This is a genomic window from Achromobacter marplatensis, assembly GCF_049060505.1.
GTDB classification, from domain to species: Bacteria; Pseudomonadota; Gammaproteobacteria; order Burkholderiales; family Burkholderiaceae_B; genus Achromobacter; species Achromobacter marplatensis_A.
This window is the reverse complement of sequence record NZ_JBMGRB010000017.1, coordinates 20293-37866: the sequence shown is the minus strand read 5'-3', so window position 1 is coordinate 37866 and position 17574 is coordinate 20293. Positions and strand designations below refer to the sequence as shown.

The window sequence follows — 17574 nt, the reverse complement described above, 5'->3', positions numbered from 1 at the left end:
TTCCCCCGCATTTATCACCGTGCGGCCTGCATTGCGCAAACCCTGCGCAGGTTCTTACGATCCGCCGATCCCGTCCTTGCTTTCCGGCAGGCGCGATTTCCGTAAGACCGACAGGAGCCCCGTCCATGCAGACCGCCTACATCCCCGTCCCGACGACGTCCAAGCACTTGCCCGCGCCCGCCTGGAGCGCCGCCGACGTCATGGCGCTTTACGAGCTGCCCTTCATGGACCTGGTGCACCGCGCCCAGCAAGTCCACCGCGCCCACTTCGATCCGAACACCATCCAGCTGTCCAGCCTGCTGTCGATCAAGACCGGCGGCTGTCCTGAAGACTGCGCCTATTGCCCGCAGTCCTCGCATTACGACACCGGCCTGGACGCCGACAAGCTGATGCCTCTGGCAGACGTCGTCGCGGCCGCCCGCGCAGCCCAGGCGGGCGGCGCTCAGCGCTTTTGCATGGGCGCCGCATGGCGCAGCCCGAAGCCGCATCACCTTGAAGCCGTGGCCGAGATGGTGACCGCCGTGAAGGCGTTGGGCCTGGAAACCTGCGTGACGCTGGGCATGCTGCGCGACGGCCAGGCCGAACAGCTGAAAGAGGCCGGCCTGGACTACTACAACCACAATCTGGACACGTCGCCCGAGTTCTACGGCAAGATCATTTCCACCCGAACCTACCAGGACCGCCTGGACACGCTGGACCGCGTGCGCGATGCCGGCATCAACGTGTGTTGCGGCGGCATTGTGGGCATGGGCGAATCGCGGCAAGAACGCGCCGGCTTGATCGCGCAGTTGGCCAGCATGGAGCCTTACCCCGAATCCGTGCCGATCAACAACCTGGTGCAGGTCGAGGGCACGCCACTGGCCAACGTCGAAGCCCTGGATCCGTTCGAATTCGTCCGCACCATCGCCGTCGCCCGCATCACCATGCCAAATGCCGCCGTGCGCCTGTCGGCGGGCCGCGAAACCATGGACGATGCGTTGCAGGCGCTGTGCTTCATGGCGGGCGCCAACTCCATGTTCTACGGCGACGCGCTGCTGACCACCGCCAACCCGCAGATGGAGGCCGACCAGCGTCTGCTGCAACGCTTGGGGATGCGGGTCGACGCGTCGCAGCAGCACCATCAGCACGCCGAAGGCGCAACGTGCCGCTGACGCCTGGCGTCCTGTATCTGCTGGCCAGCGTCGCGTGCAGCGTCACCGTCGCGGTGCTGTTGAAGCTGGCCCGCCGGTACGACGTGGATGTGCGTCAAGCCATCACCGTGAATTACGCGGTGGCCGCCCTGCTCTGCTGGGCGGTGCTGCGCCCGGATCCGTCCACGCTGGTGACACCGCAGACGCCCTGGACCGTCCTGGCGGCGCTGGGCCTGCTGTTGCCCAGCGTATTCCTGGCGATGGCCGCGGCGGTGCGCCACGCAGGCATCGTGCGCAGCGACGCCGCGCAGCGCCTGTCGCTTTTGATTCCGTTGCTGGCGGCGTTCGTGCTGTTCGGCGAACCCGTCAGCGGCCGCAAGCTGGCAGCGATCCTGCTGGCGTTCAGCGCGCTGGCCTGCCTGTTGCGCCGCCCCGCCGCCGCGCGGATGCCTGCCGACAGCCGCGCCGCCTGGCTCTGGCCCTTGGCGGTGTGGGCGGGCTACGGGGTGATCGACATCCTGTTCAAGCAAGTGGCGCGCGCCGGCACTGCCTTCGCGGGCGGCTTGCTGCTGGCCTTTATGCTGGCGGGCGCGCTGATGCTGGCGTATCTGCTATGCCGGCGGGTGCGTTGGGAACGCCGCCATCTGGCCGCGGGCGTCGCCCTGGGCTTGGCCAACTTCGGCAATATCCTGACCTACATACGGGCGCACCAGTCGCTGCCCGAGCATCCGGCGCTGGTGTTCGCGTCGATGAACATGGGCGTGATCACGCTGGGCACGCTGGTCGGCGCACTGGCCTTCCGCGAACCGCTGACACGCTTGAACCTCTCGGGCATCGCCCTGGCACTGGCCGCCATCGTGCTGATGGCGCCCTGGTAGCCGCGCCGGTTCAGGTTCCGGTGCGGCGCTCGCGTTTGTCGGCGTCTTCGGCTGGCGAAGAGACATCGGCGGGCGACGCGCCAGGCGCCGGGGTGCTGGCCGCCGAGGGGTCGGCTGCTGGGGTATCGACCGCCGCGGTATCGACCGCCGCAGCGTCGGCTGCCGCAGCACCGGCTGCCGCAGCACCGGCTGCCGCAGCACCGGCTGCCGCGGTATCCGCCGCGGACGGTTCAACGACCGCCGGCGTGGGCGCGGCCGACGGGTCCGGTTGCACCATCTCCATCGCGATATCGTTTTCGGGATCCACGCGGGGATCCAGCACCGCCGCCGCGGGCGAGCTTTGCAGCGTGTCGGGCATGGGCACGAAGTGCGTGGGCGCTTCGTCCACCTGGTGCGCGCCGGTCACGCGCGTGGGGCGTACCTGCCACACCAGGATCAAGGCGCAGGCCGAAATGAAGACGTAGTACATGCTGGGTCCGGCCAGCGACATCAGCAAGCCGGCGACCATGGGGCCGATGCACGCGCCCACGCCATAGGTCATCAGCAGCACGGCGGACAGGCTGACGCGGCGCTCGGATTCCACGTGGTCGTTAGCGAACGCGGCGCCCAGCGGATACAGCGTGAATTGCAACACGCCAAAGACGCACGACAACGCCACCATCGCCCAGTAGGGCAATACCAGCCATCCCCACATCACCGTGGGCAGCACCACCAGCAGCAAGGCATTGAAGCGGATCAAGCCCGCGCGGTTGATGCGGTCGGACAGCCAGCCCATCGGCCATTGCGACAACAGGCCGGCGGTGACGGCGGCCGCCACGAAAATCGCAGCCTGGGAGGTGGACAACCCGTGCTTGGCGCCGTAGACGGCAGCCAGGCCATAGAAGGCTCCGGACAGGTTGCCGGCCACGAACAACACCGTCATCGACAGCGGCACGCGGCGCATGAAGAAACGGATGTCCAGCGGCGCAGGCAACGGCGTGGGCGGGTGCGAACGCGCCGTGACGGCGATAGGCACCAGGCACAGCACCAGGCACATCGCAACCAGCGTCAGCGGACGCAAGTCCAGCGTGGCGTAGGCGGTCAGCGCCAATTGCCCCAACACCGTACCCAGCCCGGACACCACCATATAGACCGAAAATACCCGGCCGCGCTGATGGTTTTCAGTTTGCTCGTTCAGCCAGCTTTCGATGACCATGAATTCGGTCACCATCACCACGCCGGAGATAATGCGGAACACGAGCCACAGCGGCATGGAGTCGACCAGCGTCTGCGCCAGGATCATGCTGGTGGCAATGGCCGCACAGGCGACGAACGCCCGGATATGGCCCACGCGGATAATAAGCCGGTGCCCCAGCCGCGCGCCGCATACCAGCCCCAGGTAGTAGCCGGCGATCAGCACGCCGATCCACACCTCGCTGACCGACTGCGCGGTCAGGCGCAAGCCCATGTAGGTGTTGAACAGACCCGTGCCGATAAGCATCAGCAAGGTCGCGAAGTAGAGCGACGAGAAAGAAGAGAGGGTGGCGAGCATGGCGTTGGCAACCGCTGCTGGCATTAGCACGGCGGGCTGCAAAGGCGGCCCGCCGCGTTGAGCGGTAAAACAGGAACTACGTTAGATCAGGCTTGCGACAACATCGTGGCGGCATCGCTGACTTCGAACTTGCCAGGCGCTTCCACGTTCAGTTGCTTGACCACGCCGTCGACGATCAGGGCCGAATAGCGTTGCGAACGCACGCCCATGCCGCGTGCGATCAGGTCCAGTTCCAGGCCAAGTTCCTTGGTCCACAGCGCCGAGCCGTCCGCCAGCATGCGGACCTTGCCGTCGGTCTTTTGCTCGCGGCCCCAGGCGCCCATGACGAACGCGTCGTTGACGGACACGCACCAGATTTCATCCACGCCCTTGGCCTTCAGCGCGGCGGCTTGCTCGACGTAGCCCGGCAGATGCTTGGCCGAGCAGGTGGGGGTGAAGGCGCCCGGAACCGCGAAGAGCGCAATGGTCTTGCCGCGGGTCAGGTCGGCAACCTGGAACGCGTTGGGGCCCAGCGAGCAGCCGGCGGTTTCGGTTTCGATGAATTCGGTCAGGGTGCCATCCGGCACGCGGTCGCCGACTTTGATCGTCATGTAGATCTCCAGGATGTTGGGGGTGTTGCATTGAGGCAGGAGCGCCTCACGGCCTCCATCATAGTTCCTGCGCGACGAGCCTGCTGCGCGTGCGCGTCCGGGAAAAAAAACCGCACAGTCTGAAACGACTCCACACCCCCGCCTCACCGCATGGAAACGGCTGCTTGCCATAATGCAGTAGTGATCCACGCCCGCCGCGCCCGTGTTGACCGGCCGGCAGGCACCCAGCGGAGATTCACCGATGCGCAAGATCTTGACTGGCCTGGCCTGGACGCTGGCCGCCGCCGCCGCCCCGGCCTGGGCCGCCCCGGACGCCAGCGAACAGGCCCAATACGACTCTTTCGTGATCGCCGCCGGCGCCTCCAACGGCGCCGCCCGCGCCTGCGGCGCCTCGGAACCCGATCTGGCCCAGCACCAGGCCACCGCCAAGAAGAACCTGATGCAGTACGCCCAGGAATACGGGTTTGCCTCGAACAGCTACGAGGCGCTCTTTCAGAAGGGACTGGGGGAAGGCAAGTCCATGATGGAAGACATGAAACGGTCCGGCGTGGACGGATGCCGTGGCGTACTGGGCAGCTTCCAGAACGAACGCGCGATCAGTTACAAGGACATGAAGAACGCGCTGGCCGAGGTCAGCGACGGATTGCCTGGAGAAAAGGCGCAATAGCTTTCTCCACGCATGCCGAATGCGCGCCGCCCGGACGCTACCCGTTACCCCAAGCCGTTTTGCTTGAACCAATCCAGCATCCGCGTCCACGCTTGCTCGGCTTCTGCCTTCCGATAAGACGGCCGGTAATCCGCATGGAACGCGTGCGGCGCGTCCGGATACACGTCGATCCGGGAGGCTTTCGCTGCCGCCGGGCCCTTCGCCAGTTCGATCCGCATCCGGTCCACGTCCGTCTGCGGAATGCCGGCATCCTTGCCGCCATAGGCGCCAAGCACCGGCGCCTTCAGTTCGTTCACCAGGCTCAGCACCGACTTCGGTTTCAGCTCGCTGGGTTCGCCCGCCAATTGGCCATAGAACGCCGCGCCCGCCTTCAGCTTCGGATTGTGGGCGGCGTACAGCCAGACTTGGCGCCCGCCCCAGCAGAAGCCGACGATACCCAGCTTATCCGCGTCGCCGCCATTGGCCGCCGCCCACTTCGCCGTCGCGTCCAGGTCGCGCTGGACCTGTGCGTCCGGCACTTTGCCAATAATCTCGGCTTGCAGCTTGGGGATCTCGGTGTACTTGGACGGGTCGCCCTGACGCGCGAACAGTTCAGGCGCGATCGCCAGATAGCCCAGATGGGCCAACCGGCGGCAGACGTCCTGGATGTACTCGTGCACGCCGAATATCTCGGACACCACGATCACGGTCGGCAGATTCTTCTTGCCTTGCGGCGCCGCGCGATAGGCGGGCATCTTGCCGTCCGTCGTCGGGATATCGATCTTGCCCGCCGTCAGCCCCTTGGTGTCGGTAGCGATGGCCGTCTGGGCCACCGCTGGCCCCGCAGCCAGGGAAAAGCCCGCGGCCACCGTCGTGGCGATGAAGCCCCGCCGATCCAGCCGCAGAGGCGGTAGCAGGCTGTCGAAGTGCGCGTCCTGGTCTTTCATGAAGAATCTCCTGGCAAAAGCGCGGCCGGGGACGGCAGGCGTACCCCTGATGGCCGGCTGGGTTCACTTCAGGGAGAAGTCCACGCGCGAGGGTTGCCCCTCGTCCTTGATGCCGTCCGCGTCCAGCTGCGGCGCAACGATGAATACACGGTCCGCGAGTCCTTCCTGGGCTAGCAACTTCTCATAAACCGCTTGCGCGCGCGCATCGGCCAGTTGGCGTAGCTGCTCGTCGCCCACCGGCGCCACGCCGCGCAACATGGCTTCCATCTCATCCGTCGGCACCGACTTGGCCATGCCGATGAAATTGCGCGGCTTGTCCTTGATGTCGGCGTCGTCGTAGACCTCTTCCAGATACTTGGTGCGTTCGGCGGCCGACACCTGTACCCCGGCCGGGTTCGGCTTCTTGCCGCGCGGCGCCGTGTCGGCGGCCTTGGCGGCGCGGATCTGGCCGTCGACCCAGGCCTGGCGCAGGCCTTCCATGTCGGTCTTGGGATCGGCGCGGCCGCTGATGTCCATCTTCAGCGCCGGCCGGTCCGTCAGTGCCTTGATCAGCGTATCGATACGCTGCTGCGAATCTTCCGTCAGCACGGCGCTGCCCGGCGTGAATTCCACGTAGGACAGCTCTTCGCCCCCGCCAAAGGCCGAAGCCAGCAGGCTGAACGGCGACGTCACGGCCTTGACCACCAGGTTCATCACCACGCGGACCACGATGCCGCCCACCGAGAATTCCGGGTCGTCCAGCGACCCCGAAATCGGCAGGTTGATGTCGATATTGCCGCGCGAGTCCTTCAGCAACGCCACGGCCAGCAACACCGGCAGCTTGGTCGCGTCCGGGCTGTTGGTCTTGTCGCCGAAGGTCAGCTGGTTCAGCACCACGTGGTTGGACGCCTGCAGCGCGCGGTCCTTGATCTTGTATTCCAGGTCCACCGACAGCTTGCCCCGCTTGATCGGGTAGCCCACGTACTTGGCGGAATAGGTATTGAAGCGCGGCAGGTCGACGCCCTTGGCCGAGACCTTGAGATCCAGTGTCAGGAACTTGGCGAACGGCTGCACGATGCCGCTGATGGACAACGGGGCGGTGGTGTAGACGCGGCCCGTCACCTTGACCTTGGCGGGCTGCGGATTGGTGGACGAGACCGCCGTGATCGCGCCATCGATAGCGGACACTTCAGCCACGTAATTGGGTTTGACGAAGCGGTCGGTGAACGTCATGCGGCCCCGCGACAGCGTGACACTGTTGACCGAGATATCCGGCATGCCCGCGCTTGCGCCGCGCTGGGCGGCGGCGGGTGTCGGCGCCGGCGGCGCGGCTTGCCTGCCCGGCGTCTGCGTATCCTGCGTGATCGAGCCCCCAGCCTGGCCCGGCGCTGCGATCAGGTCCATGACGTTCAGGCGGCCCTGTGCGTTCAGCAGGATACGGCCGTAGAAGTCTTCCAGCGCGATGTCACCCAGCTTGGCGCCGATCTTGTCGCCCGCCACCGAAATATCCATGCCCGAGAAGCCCAGCCGCTTCCAATTCAGGAAGTCATCGTTGTTGACGCGGTCCTGCAGGTCCACGCCCGTGATTTCGACGCCGCCCTTCCAGTTGACCTTCATCGGCGCATTGCCCGCCGCGGCGGTGAAATCCACGTCGCCCTTGGCGCCCAGCGTAATGGCGCGCACGGTGGCGTTCAGGCTTGAGGCGGCGTAGGGCGCAAAGGACGCGACGTTCAGCTCGGACAGATCCACCGACGATTTCAACGTCAGCGGTTGTGGGGTGAACATGCCTTTCAGGTCCAGCTTGCCGTTGCCCTGTATACCCGCGGCCGCCAGGGTGAACTGGCTCTGGCCCGGTCCCATCGCCAGCCGGTCGGCGGTGACGCGCAGGGTTTGCAGGGCGATGTCCAGCGCGGGCTTGAGCGATTCGTCCCGCGCCTTGAACTGGGTCAGGTCGGCCTGGACGGCGGTGGCGGAAGCGTCCACGGCGCCATTCTTTTCCCGGACGTGGATTTGCGCGGTCGCGCCCAGACGGCCATCCAGCAGCACAATCGGCGCCACGCTGCGAACAGCCGGCGCCAAGGGCGCCAAAGCCACATTGCCCATGCGCACGCCCAGTTCCAACGACAACGGCTTCAGGACCAGCGGCCCCTTGGCGCGGATCCAGCCCCCGTCAGTACTGTTATCCACGGTCAGCCACAGGTTGACGGGCTGATCCTTCACTTCAGGTATCGCGACGCCTTCGACAGTCACGGCCATGCCGGTCATGACGTAATCCAGCTTGCTGATCGCGTCGGTGACGTAGAGTTCGCCTTCGTGCAGATTGAAGGCATCAAGGGTGACCTTCCATTCCGCCGGGGCCGCCAGCGGCGGCGGCGGCGAGGCGGCGGCCGGGGCAGCGGCGCCAGGCGAGGAAACGCCGGGGCTGGCCGAATCGGCTTTGGGCGGGTCGGCTTTGGCAGTGTCGGCTTTGGCAGTGTCGGCCTTGGGAGTATCGGCCTTGGCGGCTTCCGTCTTCGGCGCCACCTTCAGGCCGATGTCGCGCTTCAACTGGTCAGCCACCGGCGTCGCGTCCGGCGCCACGCCGCCCAGCGCCTTCAACTTGGCGACAACATCCTGCCAGTTCAGATGCTCGTTGGCATAGCGGCGCACGTGAATCTGCGGCGCCCACAGGCCGACTTCGCCCACGTACACGGTGCGCGCGATGGGCTCCAGTTCCAGCCGGGTGACGGTCAGGGCGCTCCAGGCGGCCAGGCGGTCGCCCGCGGTGTCGCGCAGGTCGAAGCGGCGCAAGCCCAGGTCGCCCACCACGCGGATCTTTGGCGGGGCGTCCTTGGGCTGCTCGAACACGACTTGCAGATTGGAATCCAGCAGCGCGCTGTCCAGCTTGAACGGCAACGGCATCGGCCAGACGTCGGCCCACTTTTCAAGCTGCAGGCCGTTGAACGCGACGCGCAGCGTTGACGAGGGCACCTTGTCGAACGGGCGGGCCACGCCGGTCAGGTCGAACGGGCTGCCGTTGATGCGCAGGTGCAGCCGGGGCTGCACGTCGATGTCGGTGGCGTAGCCGAAGGTCGAGATGAACGGCACGCCGACGCCCAGTTCGTCCACCACTTGCTTGCGGCCGGTGACTTTATCGTCCAGCGTGATGGACCCGCCCTCGATCACCATGTTGTTCAGGGAAAAACGCGGCAGCCCCTCGTCCGGCTTGGGCGGCTCGTCGGGTTTGGCGGCCGTCATTTCGGCCACTCGTTGCTGTATATCAGAGAAATTGAACCGCGTGACGTCTTCGCGCACGATGGCGATGTTAGGCTGCCGCAGCGTCAGACGATCGACGACCGGCGCGAACCAGAACAGAGAGCTCCAGGCGGCGCTGACATCCAGTTCGGCCAACGACAACAATGGCGTTTGCGACCCGGGCTGGGCCACCGCCAGGTCATGGGCGCGCACGGTCAGGGTGAACGGATTGAAGCTGATCTTGCCGACGGAAATCTCGCGGCCGATCATCTTGGAGACGTCGCCGGTCAGGACGTTTTGCAGGACTTTGGGGACTTGCCACGCGGCGATGCCGCAAAGGACCAGCACGACCGCCACGATGCCTATAAGAATCTTGCCGGCGCGCCGGGTAAACCGAAGCTTAAGGCTCCGCAAGGGCATCGCGAGTCTCCTGATACGAGTTGAAGGCGATTATCGCGCCCCGGTTAGCGCTCGTCTATCATAGGCGTAACAGCGGCCTTCCCCGGCCAGCCGGGGCCGCTCTTTTCAAACATTAACAATTCTCGATCCCGATTCCCATGCCATCATCCACCCCCACCTTGAGCCACCTGGATGACGCCGGCCAGGTCCGCATGGTCGACGTTATCGCCAAGACGGATTCCGAGCGCGTCGCCATCGCCACCGCCAGCGTGCGCATGAACGCCGTGGCCTACGGCCTCTTGACGCAACCCGGCCAGGGCAAGGGCGAAGTGCTCAATACCGCGCGCGTGGCCGCCGTCCTGGCCGCCAAGCGCTGCGCCGAGCTGATCCCGCTGTGCCACAGCCTGCCGCTGGCGTTTGTCGGCGTCGATTTCTCGCTGGACGACGCCGCGCACCGCATCGACATCCTGGCCACGTGCCGCACCAGCTACAAGACGGGCGTTGAAATGGAAGCCATGATGGCGTGCAGCGTGGCCGCGCTGACCATCTATGACATGTGCAAGGCCGCGGACAAAGGCATCGTGGTCGAACAAGTACGCCTTAAATACAAGGCGGGAGGAAAAAGCGGTGAATGGCGCAACGATTGATCTCCTGTACTTCGCCCGCGTGGCCGAACTGGTTGGCAAGCGCGGCGAAAGCTGGCCCCTGGACGGCGAATCCACGGGCGCGCAGTTGCTGGCCGCGCTGGGCGAACGCTATCCCCAGCTGGCGCCCGCCGGCCGCCTGAAGCTGGCCATCAACCAGACCCATTCCAAGCCGACGGCGCCGATCCGGCCCGGCGACGAGGTCGCGGTGTTCGAACCCGTCACCGGAGGGTGAAGGCCATGATCAGCGTCCAGGAAGCCGATTTCGACGGCGCCGCGCTGACCGCCGCGCTGCGGGAAGGCGCGGGGTCGGGCGTAGGCGGCATCGTCACTTTCGTGGGCTACGTGCGCGACTACGCGCCCGATTCGCCCACCGACACGCTCTTTCTCGAGCATTACCCCGGCATGTGCGAACGCGAGCTTGAGACCATCGCCGAAACCGCCCGCGCGCGCTGGAACCTGGACGGCACCGTGATCGTGCACCGGGTGGGCGCCCTGCCCCGCAACGCCCAGATCGTGTTCGTGGCGGCGGCCAGCGCGCACCGGGGCGACGCCTTCCGCGGCTGCGAATACATCATCGACGCGCTCAAGACGCGCGCGCCTTTCTGGAAGCGCGAAACGCTCTCGGGCGGCAGCAGCTTCTGGGTCGAACAACGCCAATCCGACCAGGACCGCACGGATGCCTGGGATGAAGACTCCGCTTCCAAGAAGAAGGAACACCCATGAGCGAAGAAAGCCCCGTCCCCGTGTCGCTGGCCTGCGCCGTGCTGACCGTCAGCGACACCCGCAGCGCAGGCGACGACACCTCTGGCAACCTGCTTGCCCATAGCCTGGCGCACGCCGGCCACCAATGCGTGCGCCGCGACATCGTGCGCGACGACATCTATCAGATCCGCCGCGTCATCAGCGACTGGATCGCCGACCCCGAGGTGCAGATCATCCTGACAACGGGTGGTACGGGCTTCTCGCATCGCGACCACACGCCGCAGGCCATCCTGCCGCTGCTGGACCGCGAGATTCCCGGGTTCGGCGAACTGTTCCGCCAGATTTCCTACACCGAGATCGGCAGCTCGACCATCCAGTCGCGCGCGTTTGCCGGGTCAGCCAATAACACGCTGATCTTCTGCCTGCCCGGCTCCAACAATGCCTGCGAAACCGCCTGGGCGCAGATCCTGCGCGAACAGCTCGACAGCAGCCACCGGCCCTGCAACTTCGCTTCGCATTTCAAGCCTCAACAAGAAGACAACTGACCCATGCTGGATTTCGATCAAGCCCAGACCCTGCTGGCCAATGCCGCAGGGCCGCTGCAACGCCATGAAGACGTCGGCCTGAACGACGCAGCAGGCCGCGTGCTGGCGGCCGACCTGACCGCCACCGTGGACATTCCCCCGGCCGACAACAGCGCCATGGACGGTTACGCCTTGCGCGTGGCCGATTGGCGCGCGGGCGGCCGCCTGCCCATTCAACAGCGGTGCTATGCGGGCGACGTGCCCGAACCGCTCAAGCCCGGTCACGCGATCCGCCTGTTCACCGGCAGCCTGGTTCCCGATGGCGCCGACACGGTGGTCATGCAGGAAGACACCGTCGAAGCCGACAACCTTGTGGAGATCACGCGCCAGCCCGCACCCAACCAGCATATTCGCCGCCGTGGCGAAGACACGATGACCGGCGCGCCGCTGCTGCCCGCCGGCACGGTGCTGCAGGCTGCTCATGTGGCATTGCTGGCGTCGCAAGGCCTGGCCCGCGTGTCGGTCGTGGCCCAGTTGCGCGTCGGCATCCTGACCACCGGCGACGAACTGGTGCCGCCCGGCATGCCCCGCGCGCCCGAACAGATCTACAACTCGAATGGCCCAATGCTGGCCGCGCTGGTGCGCGGCCTGGGCGCACTGCCCGTACATGTGCTGCATGCCCGCGATACCGAAGCCGATCTGCTGGCTGCGTTCAAGACGCTGCTGGCCGACTGCGACCTGGTGTTGAGCGTGGGCGGCGTGTCCGTCGGCGAACGCGACCTGGTCAAGCCCGCGCTGGCCACGCTGGGCGGTGAGTTGTCGCTATGGAAGGTGCGCATGAAACCGGGCAAGCCCGTGGCATTGGCGCAGATCGGCGGCAAACCTGTCGTCAGCCTGCCCGGCAATCCGGTGTCGGCCTATGCCGTGTTCGCGATGCTGGTGTCGCCGCTGGTGCGGCGCATGCAGGGCCGCGAAGAGATCTTTCCGCCGGTCAGTCTGTTGCCCTTGCGCACTGAACGCCCGCGCCGGGACAGCCGCGAGGAATTCCTGCGCGTCCAGCGCCGCGCGGCCGAGGATGGCAGCGGCGAACTGGTGGCCTACGGCCATCAGGGGTCGGGCGTGATCAGTTCGATGCCGTGGGCGACGGGCCTGGCGCGCCTGCCGGCCGACGTGCAGATCAACGACATGGACCGCGTGCCGTACTACGACCTTCGTCACTGGCTGGCGTAGCGTTCGGCCGCGGCCAGTTCTTCCGGCGTATTGACGTTCATGAAGGCGTCGGGCGTGTCGTCGAAACAGGTTTCGACGCCGCCCGCGCGGGCCTGCCACAGGCCCACCTTGCGGTCGCCCCCCAGCAGGTAGGCGCGCAGATCCGGCAGCAGCGACGTGCGCACCGCCATGCAGGCGGAATGGCGCTGGCCGTTGGCCGCGGCATAGGCCAGCGGCGCCTGGGCCGATTGGGCCGTATGGATCAGCCGCGCGGCCAGATCGGCGGGCAGGAAAGGCGTGTCGCAAGGCGCCACCACCAGCCAGTCTTCTTGCGCGGCGGCGGCAAGCCCCGCCGCGATGCCCAGCAAGGGTCCCTGGAATGCGCCCAGCGCCGGTTCACCGTCTTCGACCACCCGCCCGTACTGCGCGTAGCGATCCTGATGGCGATTGGCGCTGACGATCAGGCGATCAACCTGCGGCGCCAAACGGTTAGCCACGTGCGCCACCAGCGGTTGGCCGCGCAGCAGCACCAGACCTTTGTCTTGCTGGTTCATGCGGGAGCCCTGCCCGCCCGCCAGGATCAGGCCGGCGATGCGCGCGCGCGGCAATGCGGTGTCAGCCACCGATATAGCTCATTTCGACTTTGCGCCCCGGGTCCGGCGTGGGAGCCGCCGCGTTGCGGCCGCGCAGTTCTGAATAGTGGTCGTTGCGGGCGCCCCAGATGCCCGACAGGATGGCCGCCAGCTCGGCGTCGGTGGCGCCATCGCGCAGCGGTGCGCGCAGATCGTACCCTTCGTGCGCGAACAGGCACAGGAAGAGCTTGCCCTCGGGCGACAGGCGCGCGCGCGTACAGCCGCCGCAGAACGCGTGCGTGACGCTGGAGATGACGCCGATTTCGCCGCCGCCGTCCTGGTAGCGCCAGCGTTCGGCCACGCGGCCCATTTCGCTGCTTTGCACGGGTTCCAGGGGATGGACCGCGCCAATGCGGTCCAGCACTTCCTGGCTGGGCACCACTTCGGCAAGATTCCAGCCGTTGCTGTTGCCGACGTCCATGTATTCAATGAAGCGCAGGATATGGCCGCTGTTGCGGAAGCGTTCAGCCATGGGCAGGATCTGCCCGTCATTCAAGCCGCGCCGCACCACCATGTTGACCTTCACGGGCGCCAGGCCCGCGCTGGCGGCCGCGTCGATGCCGCGCAGCACGTCGTCGGGCGTGAAGCCGCTGTCGCTCATGTCCTGGAACATGGCCGCGTCCAGCGCGTCAAGGCTGACGGTGACGCGCGTGAGTCCTGCGGCCTTCAGCGCGGCGGCCTTGCGGGCCAGCACGCTGCCATTGGTCGTCAGGGTCAGGTCCAGCGGATGGCCGGCCGGCGTGCGCAATTCGGCCAACTGGCCCACCAGATTTTCAATGTGCTTGCGCAGCAGCGGTTCGCCGCCGGTCAGGCGGATCTTCTCTACACCCAATTGCGTGAAGATGCCGGCCAGCCGGCTGATCTCTTCGAAGGACAGCAGGTCCGAATGCGGCATGAAGGTATAGCTGCTGTCGAACACTTCGCGCGGCATGCAATACGTGCAGCGGAAATTGCAGCGGTCAGTGACCGAGATGCGCAGGTCGCGCAACGGGCGTGCGCGCGCGTCCCGCGCGGGCTGCCCTGCCGGCGGCAGTTCGCCGGGCGTGGGCCAGGCCGAACGGTCGGACCGGCGGTCGGCAAGGAAAATCACTTTGCTCATGGGGCCATCATATCCCGGCGCGAGGCATACCGGCGCAGGCAAGACACGCCTACGCGAACGCCTCTTCCAAGGTTTGTAACCGCCCGGTGTCCCGGGCGTCGTAGCCGACCAGTTGTCCGACGTAGCCCACGTAATCGGGGCTGCGCATGATGGACAGCAGGTCTTGCATGGCGGGCGTCTCCAGCGACGACTTGCGGATGGCGAAGAAATAGCGCTCGCGCACCAAAGGAATGAAATCCAGGCCGAAGCGGCACGCGGCCGTCTCGACGCCCACGCCCGTGTCCGCCATGCCGCTGGCAATGTGCGCGGCGATGGCCATATGGGTGAATTCGTTGGTTTCGTAGCCCAGGACTTCGCCGATGGACACGCCGGCGCGCTGCAACATCAGGCTAACCAGATAGCGCGTGCTGGACCCGATCTGCCGGTTCACGAAGCGCACATCGGGTCGCGCCAGGTCGGCCATGCCGCGGATCTGCTTGGGGTTGCCGGCGGTGACGAACAGGCCCGTGTTGCGCACGGCCAGATGGATCAGCACGTATTCGTCCGCATGCAGCCACTGCGCATAACGCTCCATGATGGGCGATTCGAAATCGCCCAGCGGCACCTGGAATCCCGCCAGGTCGCATTCATGGCGCTCTAGCGAGGCCAGCGCTTCGATCGCCGTGCGGTAGCGCAATTCAAGGCCTGGCTTGCGGGCGCTCATGTGCTGCATCAGCGATTCCACCGCGAAACCATGGCTGGCGTGCAGCCGCAGGTGCGGGCCGCTTTCGGGCAGCAGCCGCTCCAGTTCTTCTTGCAGCTCGGACGCCATGCTGTCCAGCGTGGGCATCAACCGTGCCTCGATGCGGCGGTTGGCCCACAGCAGCCGCTGCGCGAACGGCGCCAGCTGCGTGCCTTGGCGCCGGTTGGTGATCAATAGCTGCGTGCCGAAGATGCCTTCAAAACGGCGCAGCACGCCCCAGGCGTGCCGGTACGACAGGCCGCAGGCCCGGCAAGCGCCCGCGATGTTGCCCGTGGCGTCGATGGCGGCCAACAGGGCCAGCATGTCTTGCAGCGGCACGGGATCGGAATTGTCGTCGCCGCCCAGGGTCCATTGCGCCCGCAAGCCGATACGGAACTTATATGTCATTTATTTCTTATTGAAGGCAATGAATTACGGGGCTAGAGTACACAAATAATGCGGTGGAAGGGATTTTTTTATGTTTTAAAAAACATATTAAATATCCCAAGATCCCACCCGATACCACGCCCCCGACAGCGGGGCCCAGCAACACAGGAGGAGACCACCGTGCATCAGCGCGAGGCAAAATCCGACTTGGCGTCCAGCGGCGGCGCCCGGGGCGGCAAACTGGCCCTGGACGCGGCCCAGGCGTCCCCCACCCCGGCCATCGCGGCCACCGCACGCATCGTCGCCCGGCTGAAAGACCTGCCCGGCCCCTTGCTTCCCGTCCTGCACGAGGTGCAGCACGAGCTGGGCTGTATTCCGGCCGACGCGGTGCAGACCATCGCCGAGGCCCTCAACCTGTCCCGCGCCGAAGTCCATGGCGTCATCACCTTCTATCCCCACTTCCGCAGCGAGCCGGCCGCGCGCCACACGCTGGAAGTGTGCCGCGCCGAATCCTGCCAGGCGATGGGCGGCGAGCATCTGGCCGCCCACGCACGCACCGCGCTGGGCTGCGATTTTCACGCCAGCACGGCGGACGGCAACTTCACGCTGGAACCGGTGTATTGCCTGGGCCTGTGCGCCCAGTCGCCGGCCGTGATGATCGACGGCCAGCCGCATGCCCGGGTTACGCCCGACAAGCTTGACCGCCTGCTGACCCGCACGCTGGAGGCCTCGTCATGACCGCCCCCGTCGTCATCTACGTGCCGCGCGACGCCGCGGCGCTGGCCATGGACGCCGACGCGGTGGCGCGCGGCATCGAACGCGCCGCCGACGAACGCGGCCTGTCCGTGCAAGTGGTGCGCAACGGGTCGCGCGGGCTGCTGTGGCTGGAACCCCTGGTGGAAGTCGCCACGCCCGACGGCCGGGTGGCGTATGGACCGGTCGCCCCGGACGACGTGGCCGCGCTGTTCGACGCCGGCTGGCTGACGGGCGGGGTGCACCCGCTGCGGCTGGGCCTGACCGAAGACATCCCGTACCTGAAACACCAGGAACGGCTGACGTTTGCCCGCGTCGGCGTCATCGACCCGCTGTCCCTGCAAGACTACGCCGCGCACGGCGGCCTGGCCGGCCTGAAGCGCGCGCTGGCAATGGAGCCGGCGCAGATCGTCGACGAAATGGTCACCTCGGGCCTGCGCGGCCGCGGCGGGGCGGCCTTTCCGACCGGGATCAAATGGAAGACGGTGGCCGGGTCGCCCAGCGACCAAAAGTACATCGTGTGCAACGCCGACGAAGGCGATTCGGGCACGTTCGCCGACCGCCTGCTGATGGAAGGCGACCCCTATGTACTGATCGAGGGCATGACCATCGCCGGGCTGGCGGTGGGCGCGACCTACGGCTACATCTACGTGCGTTCCGAATACCCGCACGCCATCGCCACGCTGGAAGCCGCCATTGCGCGGGCGCGCAGCGTGGGCTGGCTGGGCAGCGACGTGCACGGCAGTGGCCGCGTGTTCGACCTGGAAGTGCGCAAGGGCGCGGGCGCCTATATCTGCGGCGAAGAAACCTCCCTGCTTGAAAGCCTGGAGGGCAAGCGCGGCGTGGTGCGCGCCAAGCCGCCGCTGCCGGCGATATCCGGCCTGTTCGGCAAGCCCACCGTCATCAACAACGTGATCTCGCTGGCCACGGTGCCCATCATCCTGGCCAAGGGCGCGGCCTACTACCGCGACTACGGCGTGGGCCGCTCGCACGGCACGTTGCCGTTCCAACTGGCCGGCAACCTGAAACAGGGAGGCCTGGTTGAAAAGGCTTTCGGCCTGAGCCTGCGCGACCTGCTTTATGAATTCGGCGGCGGCAGCGCCTCGGGGCGTCCGTTGCGCGCCGTGCAGGTGGGCGGCCCGCTGGGCGCTTACCTGCCGGAATCGCAATGGGACGTGCCGCTGGACTACGAGGCCTATATTCAGATTTCGGCCATGATCGGCCACGGCGGACTGGTGGCCTTCGACGACACCGTCGACATGGCCCGCATGGCGCGCTACGCGATGGAATTCTGTGCCATCGAATCCTGCGGCAAATGCACGCCTTGCCGCATCGGCTCCACGCGCGGCGTCGAAACTCTGGACAAGATCGCAACCGGCGACGCGTCGCAGCGCGAACAGCAGGTGCACCTGCTGCGCGACCTGTGCGACACGATGATGGGCGGTTCGCTGTGCGCGCTGGGGGGCATGGCACCCTACCCGGTGCTGTCCGCGCTGAACCACTTTCCGCAGGACTTCGGCATCGAGTCCTCCCAGTCTGCCGCGCACGCGGCCTGAACCCGAGAGA

At 66.5% G+C, this 17574-nt stretch carries 17 protein-coding genes; 10 read left to right on the top strand and 7 right to left on the bottom strand.

Annotated elements, in window-relative coordinates; genetic code table 11:
- Positions 1–125: 125 nt before the first annotated feature.
- Together bioB and ACI0FO_RS28635 are read left to right on the top strand one after the other, a co-directional pair.
- Positions 126–1151, top strand: a complete 1026-nt coding sequence (bioB, locus tag ACI0FO_RS28640; protein WP_416031969.1) for a biotin synthase BioB — start codon at positions 126–128, stop codon at positions 1149–1151.
- The gene (locus ACI0FO_RS28635; RefSeq protein ID WP_416031996.1) at positions 1148–2008 is read left to right on the top strand and encodes an EamA family transporter; all 861 of its coding nucleotides are present in this window, start codon (positions 1148–1150) and stop codon (positions 2006–2008) included. Before bioB ends, ACI0FO_RS28635 begins: the two co-directional genes overlap by 4 nt.
- Before the next feature lie 10 nt (positions 2009–2018).
- Here ACI0FO_RS28635 and ACI0FO_RS28630 read toward each other — a convergent pair whose 3' ends face one another.
- Entirely contained in the window at positions 2019–3539 is a 1521-nt protein-coding gene (locus ACI0FO_RS28630; RefSeq protein ID WP_416031968.1) for an MFS transporter, read from the bottom strand.
- Positions 3540–3625: 86 nt separating this feature from the next.
- Positions 3626–4129, bottom strand: coding sequence for a peroxiredoxin (locus ACI0FO_RS28625; RefSeq protein ID WP_105558388.1), 504 nt, complete (start codon positions 4127–4129; stop codon positions 3626–3628).
- 241 nt (positions 4130–4370) lie between these two features.
- Between ACI0FO_RS28625 and ACI0FO_RS28620 the strand changes: the two genes are divergently transcribed.
- Positions 4371–4796: a hypothetical protein gene (locus ACI0FO_RS28620; RefSeq protein WP_416031967.1), complete on the top strand. Its 426-nt coding sequence runs from the start codon at positions 4371–4373 to the stop codon at positions 4794–4796.
- A 44-nt stretch (positions 4797–4840) separates the two neighbouring features.
- Here the strand turns inward: ACI0FO_RS28620 and ACI0FO_RS28615 are convergent, their stop codons facing one another.
- A complete protein-coding gene (locus ACI0FO_RS28615; RefSeq protein ID WP_416031966.1) occupies positions 4841–5722 on the bottom strand; it encodes a dienelactone hydrolase family protein in 882 nt (293 codons plus the stop codon).
- Between the two features lie 63 nt (positions 5723–5785).
- Positions 5786–9355 carry a DUF748 domain-containing protein gene (locus tag ACI0FO_RS28610; protein ID WP_416031965.1) on the bottom strand — a complete coding sequence of 1190 codons (3570 nt, stop codon included), beginning with the start codon at positions 9353–9355 and terminating at the stop codon, positions 5786–5788.
- Between the two features lie 137 nt (positions 9356–9492).
- Here ACI0FO_RS28610 and moaC point away from each other — a divergent pair, with 137 nt between their 5' ends.
- The 5 genes from moaC to glp are packed head-to-tail and all read left to right on the top strand — an operon-like array spanning position 9493 to position 12437.
- Positions 9493–9981 carry a cyclic pyranopterin monophosphate synthase MoaC gene (gene moaC, locus ACI0FO_RS28605; protein ID WP_105558384.1) on the top strand — a complete coding sequence of 163 codons (489 nt, stop codon included), beginning with the start codon at positions 9493–9495 and terminating at the stop codon, positions 9979–9981.
- Positions 9962–10213: a MoaD/ThiS family protein gene (locus ACI0FO_RS28600; RefSeq protein WP_169273798.1), complete on the top strand. Its 252-nt coding sequence runs from the start codon at positions 9962–9964 to the stop codon at positions 10211–10213. The genes moaC and ACI0FO_RS28600 overlap by 20 nt, the downstream gene beginning before the upstream one ends.
- Positions 10214–10218: 5 nt before the next feature.
- A complete protein-coding gene (locus ACI0FO_RS28595; RefSeq protein ID WP_416031964.1) occupies positions 10219–10704 on the top strand; it encodes a molybdenum cofactor biosynthesis protein MoaE in 486 nt (161 codons plus the stop codon).
- Positions 10701–11228, top strand: a complete 528-nt coding sequence (gene moaB / locus ACI0FO_RS28590; RefSeq protein ID WP_416031963.1) for a molybdenum cofactor biosynthesis protein B — start codon at positions 10701–10703, stop codon at positions 11226–11228. Before ACI0FO_RS28595 ends, moaB begins: the two co-directional genes overlap by 4 nt.
- Before the next feature lie 3 nt (positions 11229–11231).
- On the top strand, positions 11232–12437 hold the full coding sequence (glp, locus tag ACI0FO_RS28585; RefSeq protein ID WP_332007874.1) for a gephyrin-like molybdotransferase Glp: 1206 nt from the start codon (positions 11232–11234) through the stop codon (positions 12435–12437).
- Here the strand turns inward: glp and mobA are convergent.
- The 3 genes from mobA to ACI0FO_RS28570 all read right to left on the bottom strand — a co-directional run bounded on the left by mobA (position 12422) and on the right by ACI0FO_RS28570 (position 15276).
- Positions 12422–12970, bottom strand: coding sequence for a molybdenum cofactor guanylyltransferase MobA (gene mobA, locus ACI0FO_RS28580; protein ID WP_416031995.1), 549 nt, complete (start codon positions 12968–12970; stop codon positions 12422–12424). The genes glp and mobA overlap by 16 nt on opposite strands.
- A 61-nt stretch (positions 12971–13031) precedes the next feature.
- Positions 13032–14147: a GTP 3',8-cyclase MoaA gene (gene moaA / locus ACI0FO_RS28575; protein ID WP_416031962.1), complete on the bottom strand. Its 1116-nt coding sequence runs from the start codon at positions 14145–14147 to the stop codon at positions 13032–13034.
- A 49-nt stretch (positions 14148–14196) separates the two neighbouring features.
- The gene (locus tag ACI0FO_RS28570) at positions 14197–15276 is read right to left on the bottom strand and encodes a substrate-binding domain-containing protein (RefSeq protein WP_105558378.1); all 1080 of its coding nucleotides are present in this window, start codon (positions 15274–15276) and stop codon (positions 14197–14199) included.
- Between the two features lie 159 nt (positions 15277–15435).
- Between ACI0FO_RS28570 and ACI0FO_RS28565 the strand changes: the two genes are divergently transcribed.
- The gene (locus ACI0FO_RS28565; protein WP_416031961.1) at positions 15436–15993 is read left to right on the top strand and encodes a formate dehydrogenase subunit gamma; all 558 of its coding nucleotides are present in this window, start codon (positions 15436–15438) and stop codon (positions 15991–15993) included.
- Positions 15990–17564 carry a formate dehydrogenase beta subunit gene (locus ACI0FO_RS28560; RefSeq protein ID WP_416031960.1) on the top strand — a complete coding sequence of 525 codons (1575 nt, stop codon included), beginning with the start codon at positions 15990–15992 and terminating at the stop codon, positions 17562–17564. Before ACI0FO_RS28565 ends, ACI0FO_RS28560 begins: the two co-directional genes overlap by 4 nt.
- The last annotated feature ends 10 nt before the right edge of the window (positions 17565–17574 follow it).

What these genes read in the sequence shown, in the direction of transcription:
- bioB (WP_416031969.1), top strand. Translation starts at nt 126, where the DNA reads ATGCAGACCGCCTACATCCCCGTCCCGACGACGTCCAAGCACTTGCCC.
- moaC (WP_105558384.1), top strand. Translation starts at nt 9,493, where the DNA reads ATGCCATCATCCACCCCCACCTTGAGCCACCTGGATGACGCCGGCCAG.
- mobA (WP_416031995.1), bottom strand. Translation starts at nt 12,970, where the DNA reads ATGAACCAGCAAGACAAAGGTCTGGTGCTGCTGCGCGGCCAACCGCTG.
- ACI0FO_RS28615 (WP_416031966.1), bottom strand. Translation starts at nt 5,722, where the DNA reads ATGAAAGACCAGGACGCGCACTTCGACAGCCTGCTACCGCCTCTGCGG.
- ACI0FO_RS28570 (WP_105558378.1), bottom strand. Translation starts at nt 15,276, where the DNA reads ATGACATATAAGTTCCGTATCGGCTTGCGGGCGCAATGGACCCTGGGC.
- ACI0FO_RS28560 (WP_416031960.1), top strand. Translation starts at nt 15,990, where the DNA reads ATGACCGCCCCCGTCGTCATCTACGTGCCGCGCGACGCCGCGGCGCTG.
- glp (WP_332007874.1), top strand. Translation starts at nt 11,232, where the DNA reads ATGCTGGATTTCGATCAAGCCCAGACCCTGCTGGCCAATGCCGCAGGG.
- ACI0FO_RS28625 (WP_105558388.1), bottom strand. Translation starts at nt 4,129, where the DNA reads ATGACGATCAAAGTCGGCGACCGCGTGCCGGATGGCACCCTGACCGAA.
- ACI0FO_RS28595 (WP_416031964.1), top strand. Translation starts at nt 10,219, where the DNA reads ATGATCAGCGTCCAGGAAGCCGATTTCGACGGCGCCGCGCTGACCGCC.
- ACI0FO_RS28610 (WP_416031965.1), bottom strand. Translation starts at nt 9,355, where the DNA reads ATGCCCTTGCGGAGCCTTAAGCTTCGGTTTACCCGGCGCGCCGGCAAG.
- ACI0FO_RS28630 (WP_416031968.1), bottom strand. Translation starts at nt 3,539, where the DNA reads ATGCTCGCCACCCTCTCTTCTTTCTCGTCGCTCTACTTCGCGACCTTG.
- moaA (WP_416031962.1), bottom strand. Translation starts at nt 14,147, where the DNA reads ATGAGCAAAGTGATTTTCCTTGCCGACCGCCGGTCCGACCGTTCGGCC.
- moaB (WP_416031963.1), top strand. Translation starts at nt 10,701, where the DNA reads ATGAGCGAAGAAAGCCCCGTCCCCGTGTCGCTGGCCTGCGCCGTGCTG.
- ACI0FO_RS28620 (WP_416031967.1), top strand. Translation starts at nt 4,371, where the DNA reads ATGCGCAAGATCTTGACTGGCCTGGCCTGGACGCTGGCCGCCGCCGCC.